Raw genomic sequence first — 5,631 nt, forward strand, 5'->3', positions numbered from 1 at the left:
ATTAAGAAGCCTGTGGGACACATTGCATTGAGCTTCAAGCCAGAGGACAAGCCACGTTTAACGGATGAATTCATGGCTAAGAGAGGCCTTGAATACATGCAGATGATGGGCATCATCGATACCCAATTCATCATCGTAAGGCATCACAACACGGACAATCCACATTGTCATATCGTATATAACCGCATCAATAATAAGGGCAAGCTCATATCAGACAGGAATGATTACAGGCGTAATGAGCAGGTGACCAAGGCTCTAAAATCCAAGTATGGACTGACCTACGGAACGGACAAGAGTAAGACTAACACTCGCAAATTACGCAATGCGGAACGTGCAAAATACGAGATTCACAATGCCGTCAATGATGCTTTGAAAGTCGCAGATAGCTGGCAGAAGTTCAAGAGTGAGCTTGCAAAACGAGGTATTTACTTAGAGTTTGTCTATAAGGATAAGGAGCGAACCAAGGTTCAAGGCATCCGTTTCTGTAAGGACGGATATAGTTTCAAGGGTACGCAGATTAGCCGAGACTATAGCTTTGGCAAACTGAATGCGAGATTAGAGGGAATGGAGAACCATGTATCAGCAAGAGCCAAATCTGCTCTGCAATACGAGCAAGGCAATCACAAGAACAACCAGGAGCCATCCATGTCGGAGAGCAGTCAAGACCCTTGGGACGGTATTTCTTCCATTGGACTTTTTGCTCCAGCCAATGCTCAGACCTTTGAGCCATTCCCAGAGGATGAATCATCCAAGAAGAAAAAGAAGAAACGCAGAAGAGGCTTTAGCCTTTGATGCAAGTTACAAACCATTCAAACAACAAAAGAAATATGAAAGAAGAACTATTGGAAGCCATCTATGGCACAGTTGAGCGATTGGAGCAGAAAGTCGATGAACTTTCTGCTTCACCGAAGAACGCAGGAGCGGAAACGGTTTTCAGCCCTGCAAGTGTTGACACAAGCAAACTTGAAAAAGCCATCCTTTCTGTATCCGCAAGAGAAGAGGAAGCTATTGGCAAATTAGCAAAATTAAGAGAGGCGATATGCGTCTATATCGACCTTACCAAGAAAGAAGTAAGCAAAGATGAACAGCGAAGTAAACTCTTGTTTGATACCATTAATCAGGTGAAACAAGAACTGAATACCACATCAAAAGTTATGCAGGACAAACTTCACACAATAGGTTACACACCTCAAAAGAAGGTTGTCACCCACCGCTTTGAGCCAACTTCAAAGTATGTTCTTCTTTTCATTGTTGGCATGGCTCTATCACTTGTCATATCCATTTGGGGCAATTTCACCCAATGGCGAGAGCACCAAGATTGGGAGGAGGCAGACTTGAAGTATCGGGCATTGAAGATGGTTCTTCCATCTGACGACCCCAATGTTCGATACATCGAAAAGAACTTCTCTGTATGTCCTAATAAAGAAGTTATTGAGAATGTGAGAACTCATGTAAATACTTACGAGGACTCAATTCGCTACCATAACGAAATGATACAGATGGCAGCAATTAAAGATAGCATTGCTAATAGCCTATTTAAAGAGGCGAATGAAATTAAAAAGAAAATTAATAAGAAATAATAGACAACGACCATCGGCTACAAGCGCATCATTCGCTTCGATAAAGTAAAGACGAACGGTCTCCGTATCGTGTTCGATAGTACAAGAACTTGGCTGTGCATCAACAATGTTTCAGCATACTAACTTTCATTCAACTCTCAACTATTCATCCGTGTCCGTGATGCCACTCGTTTGACATTGCGGGCACTTTTTATTTTTATGATGGCTATGAAGAAGAAATAGATAATTATAGCAGTTTTGGTTATCTCATTTGTTACATCTTTATATATTATGCGGCACAGAACAAAATGATTCAGGTATTGATTCTATCAAGCTTGAAGAATATACGGCAGTTTTGGGAAATAGAGTTAGCTTGGATTCCATAGCAGGAACTTATAACGGTGTGTTACCACCGAATGTTGAGACAACACTCACATTAAATGCTGATGGTACCTATCTGTTGATACAGTCAGAACATTGAAAAGTAGAACAAACAGGAAAGGTTAAGAGGAACTTTCCAAGTGCTTGACTACAACATCCTGATGCTTGTGCATCCTTCGAGTGGTGAGCATACCTTCTACAAGGTGAAGGATGCCAATCATATTGTTCTGATAGATTCGTTCGGTAATGAACCCCAAAAAGAGGATAAGAAGAACTATATTCCCTTAAGGAAAGTATAGAAAAATATAAATAAACCGCGTCTAACTATAACTTTTATAGCTTGACGCAGCTTATTTTACACTCTCCTCATCTCAATAAAATTGGTAAATTTATTTTTCAGTCAACCAAATTTTACGGATTTTCCCATAATCATCCCAGTTCCAATAACAATTTATTTTTACTGGGTAACATTTTCGGTTCGGGATATCCAACATTGAAAGCTGCTCTAAATTGTATATCGGTGTCAAATCCATATCTTCTATTAAGAAATTTTTCCCAAATAAAGCAAGAGCTTTAATCCTTTTTAAACCAGCCAAAGACTTGATTGAAGCCAATTTATCTGTTTCTATTATAACAACCTCAATATTTTTTGAGTTTGCTAAAAAGTTGATGTCGTGAAGGTTTTTGACGCCTCTAATCTCTATTCTTATTAAATTTCTAAGAAAAGAAATGTCCGAAAACGACTGTACCTTTTTGCAATTTAGTATAGTTAAACTTTTAAGTTGCAATAGTTCCTTCGCAAAAGATAGAGATGTTATATTGGAATTAGCTATTGTTAAATCTTTCAGGTTTTTCAAATTTCCAATACAATGTTTATCCCCAATTTTAAAATCATCAATATATAGTTTTTCTATACTATTACAAGAAAATAAAGAATCATTTCGTTTATCACCATAACAAAACACATTTTTTAGATGGTAAAATGCATGATAATCAATATCATTAGCATTGGGTAAATTCAAACACAATGTTACCAACTCATGCTGTTGCTCAACATTTTTAATTCCAACAGAATGAGTATCTATTATTTCTAATGTTTCTATCGGCTTTATATATCGTAAAAAAGTATAGTCTGAGCATTTCCATCCCAATGAATAGTTAAGGAATAAATGCTTTATTTCATTTTTCTGGATGATGTTTACAAACGAATCTTTCCATTCACTGTAAATAACCAAACCTAATCCATTTAATTTTTCCTTATTATATGGATTCTCTGTTACTATTCTATATTTTTCTTTATACCACATATTCATTGTTGTTATGATGTGCAGTCATTAGTGTCCCGTTAAAATCGGGACACTAATGAATATGCATCCTAAAAAACACTACTTATAATTGAGTATATTCTAAATGTTGTAAAATATCTTCTAAATTATCATAATAATACAATATGTTCGGTTCTTTACACATATACATTTTTCTCACATGGGAAAGAATTATCTGTTTTAGCTTATGAAAATTTGAAGGATTTACGATTTTACACAAAGCCAAATCAATAAAGATCCAGTCAGCTCCAACATCAGGTAGAGAAACCTCTCCGTTTAAAATTGGCAATATTGTTTTATTATAGAGTTTATCAAGTGACGAATATTCTGAAAAGACATATTCTGCACACTTTTGAACTTTTGCTTGTAATTCATTAAAATCGGTTGCATATTTTTCCCCATTCAAGTTGAAATAAAACTTGTCTTGCATAGATAGCATATCCCCAGAAAAATCGATACTGGCTCCGTCTCTTTGGTCTTGCAAATTTTTCATACTAAATTTCTCAAACCATTTTGATAGAATATCGAATCTTACACCATAGATAGGGTATATTACGAGAGATGATGTTGCTTCGTCAATCCAGTGATCCATCTCAATAATTTGCTTACCACCTTTTGTCTTCAACAAGAAGGAAGAGTCTCTTTTTCTAAATTTATATTCAGAAAAAAAGTTAAGATTAAGTAAATCTTTTATTATTTTATCAAATATCATAATTTATAATTTTACGATTCAATGATAGTATTCCCTAAGGAGTACTATCATTGAAATTCAATTTTTTATTTACACGGTTATGTAATACTTCACGTTATTTTCTGGATGGTCAGGATAGCTGATACCCGTCAGACGGTGGTAACGCCCAACTTCTTGATTTTCAATCAAAGTCCAATTTAGAGCGAGTTAGGATTATCATCGCTACACAAGTAATTTATTGATTTCCTGCTGCAGGCGATCCAGGAACTTTGCAGCATGTGCCCCGTCCATTTGAGTGTGGTGGAATTGGAATGAAACCGTTAGTGTCGTTCTGAAGAAACCTTTATGGTACTTGCCCCATATCATAAACGGATTGTTGAAGATACCGCTGTACATACCTACCGCACCGTCAATTTCATATTGGGCCAGCGCGGAAGTCCCTATTACCATGCTTTCTGTCAAATCGTGGTTCTCACAGCTTCGGGCTACTTCCATTGTCAATTTCAGATAATCTTCATTGAATAGCTGCAAATCATCAGAAAACGGCACATCACATGAACTGACCTCATTGTCCTTGTTCATAACAATGGTATTAACCGCAATAGCATCATATTGCATCAATTTGTCTCCGACAGGCAGCATATAAAATTCCTTGATACTGCTTGCCGCTTTGCCGATGCACCAGCACATCAGCATATTGAATTTCATACCTGACTTTTTGCTGATTTTAACAAGACGACTGACATCCAAAATCTTGAAAAACGTAACCATTGGCATCGGGGCTTTCATCCAAAGCTCAAATGCATATGCACGGGTGGTTTCTTTGGGATTTATTTCTCTCATAGTGCTTAACTTCATATTTTTATCGTTTTTATACTACAAAAATAACGTTTTATTTTGATAATCCATCCAAATCCCTTGAATATCTGCTGTATTCCGTCGTAATTTAGACAAAATAGAAATATAATCTGCAAAAATGGAACTAAGCAATTGATTTTCCAACACGGAAAGATGCATGTTTGCAATGAATATATGTTCTTTTGCCATACTCTTGAAATGACAAAACCGGATAATTGCACAGAGTTGTGGAAAATAACAATGCTGTTATGCAGATTATATCCAAACTACACAAAAAAACTAATTCTTGCGAAAGTAGAACAGGTCTCCGCATGAAGAACTATCCTTATCGTTATAATGGAAGAATAATAGTTGTGGTATCGAATCCTTCATATTGATTTTTTTGCTACTTCTTGTTTCTACATTATAGATGCAAATATTGTTAGAGGAAATCTTTACGGAATAAAAGTTGTTCAATCCTGTATATTCTCCGAATAAATTTCCATTTGTGAAGAACCTAATAGAAACTAATGCTCGTTGAGCATCTTTATACTGACCAGACAATACTGTTTTTTGTAACACCTCAAACATTCTGCTGCTTACTTGTAATGAGCCCAAATATCTGTAGTTGTAATCATTGACCATGTTGTCAGAAGTTATCTCCATGGAGAGTGTCATAGAATCATTTTTCGATTTTAAACATAGCAATTCTAATTCATCCTCTATGCTCTCCACAGAACAATTACACATTTCGTTTGTGGAGGAATTTGTTTTTTTGCAACCAACGAACAAAATACATAATCCTAAATTCCGCAGCATTTTAGTTTAACTTATTTTA

7 protein-coding genes are annotated in these 5,631 nt (G+C 36.0%); 3 read left to right on the top strand and 4 right to left on the bottom strand.

Annotated elements, in window-relative coordinates; all coding sequences use genetic code 11:
* From DW917_RS16050 to DW917_RS17895, 3 genes are all read left to right on the top strand, one after another.
* The coding region (locus DW917_RS16050) for a relaxase/mobilization nuclease domain-containing protein (protein ID WP_118120341.1) at nucleotides 1–792 on the top strand (792 nt) is incomplete at its 5' end.
* Between the two features lie 35 nt (nucleotides 793–827).
* On the top strand, nucleotides 828–1,580 hold the full coding sequence (locus DW917_RS16055) for a hypothetical protein (protein WP_118120346.1): 753 nt from the start codon (nucleotides 828–830) through the stop codon (nucleotides 1,578–1,580).
* Between the two features lie 500 nt (nucleotides 1,581–2,080).
* Entirely contained in the window at nucleotides 2,081–2,239 is a 159-nt protein-coding gene (locus DW917_RS17895) for a hypothetical protein (protein WP_233524795.1), read from the top strand.
* A 90-nt stretch (nucleotides 2,240–2,329) separates the two neighbouring features.
* Here the strand turns inward: DW917_RS17895 and DW917_RS16065 are convergent, their stop codons facing one another.
* From DW917_RS16065 to DW917_RS17385, 4 genes are all read right to left on the bottom strand, one after another.
* Nucleotides 2,330–3,247 (bottom strand): hypothetical protein, encoded by a 918-nt coding sequence (locus tag DW917_RS16065; RefSeq protein ID WP_147344238.1) that lies wholly within the window; start codon nucleotides 3,245–3,247, stop codon nucleotides 2,330–2,332.
* Between the two features lie 82 nt (nucleotides 3,248–3,329).
* Nucleotides 3,330–3,977 carry a hypothetical protein gene (locus DW917_RS16070; protein WP_117664338.1) on the bottom strand — a complete coding sequence of 216 codons (648 nt, stop codon included), beginning with the start codon at nucleotides 3,975–3,977 and terminating at the stop codon, nucleotides 3,330–3,332.
* Nucleotides 3,978–4,178: 201 nt separating this feature from the next.
* Nucleotides 4,179–4,799, bottom strand: a complete 621-nt coding sequence (locus DW917_RS16075; protein WP_117728752.1) for a CatA-like O-acetyltransferase, family 2 — start codon at nucleotides 4,797–4,799, stop codon at nucleotides 4,179–4,181.
* A 33-nt stretch (nucleotides 4,800–4,832) separates the two neighbouring features.
* Nucleotides 4,833–5,003, bottom strand: coding sequence for a hypothetical protein (locus DW917_RS17385; RefSeq protein ID WP_158570222.1), 171 nt, complete (start codon nucleotides 5,001–5,003; stop codon nucleotides 4,833–4,835).
* Nucleotides 5,004–5,631: the final 628 nt, after the last annotated feature.

Origin of the sequence: Prevotella sp. AM42-24 (assembly GCF_003461825.1) — a bacterium.
GTDB lineage: Bacteria > Bacteroidota > Bacteroidia > Bacteroidales > Bacteroidaceae > Prevotella > Prevotella hominis.

Coding starts and splice junctions, on each gene's coding strand:
- DW917_RS16055 (WP_118120346.1), top strand. CDS start 828: ATGAAAGAAGAACTATTGGAAGCCATCTATGGCACAGTTGAGCGATTG.
- DW917_RS16065 (WP_147344238.1), bottom strand. CDS start 3,247: ATGTGGTATAAAGAAAAATATAGAATAGTAACAGAGAATCCATATAAT.
- DW917_RS16070 (WP_117664338.1), bottom strand. CDS start 3,977: ATGATATTTGATAAAATAATAAAAGATTTACTTAATCTTAACTTTTTT.
- DW917_RS16075 (WP_117728752.1), bottom strand. CDS start 4,799: ATGAGAGAAATAAATCCCAAAGAAACCACCCGTGCATATGCATTTGAG.
- DW917_RS17385 (WP_158570222.1), bottom strand. CDS start 5,003: ATGGCAAAAGAACATATATTCATTGCAAACATGCATCTTTCCGTGTTG.